Source organism: Vibrio sp. 10N.222.46.A1, assembly GCF_041473595.1.
Lineage (GTDB): Bacteria > Pseudomonadota > Gammaproteobacteria > Enterobacterales > Vibrionaceae > Vibrio > Vibrio tasmaniensis_A.
This window is the reverse complement of record NZ_JBFRSN010001559.1, coordinates 1-339: the sequence shown is the minus strand read 5'-3', so window position 1 is coordinate 339 and position 339 is coordinate 1. Positions and strand designations below refer to the sequence as shown.

Genomic DNA, 339 nt, shown 5'->3' with positions numbered 1-339 from the left:
CCGCTCAGCCTTGACCTTACAAGGTCAAGACATTGAAGACGTCAAAGAGAAGATGGAAAACCTCAATCGAGACGTCGATCGTTTGATGACGAGCAACGAAAATACGATTTCGCAAATGAAGAAAGAGAACGAGATCTTACGCGAGGAATTACGCCAACATCAAGAAGCGCAACGCACCATCGCCTTGCCATCAACCCAATCGCTACCCTCAAAGGAAGCCGGTCACCTCACCGTCATGGGAGAGCCTGCGCCGTTTGGCTCGCGCCCACTTCCTCCCAAACCTTTGCCCTCTTACGCCACTAATGATCTGCAAAAAGAGAGCTTTCAATACAGCAAAGC

Annotated in this window: 1 pseudogene; it reads left to right on the top strand. The window is 50.1% G+C overall.

The annotated features are described in order from the left end of the window. Window positions 1–339 (top strand): annotated as a pseudogene (locus AB4496_RS28075) (DNA repair protein); the annotation flags it as partial.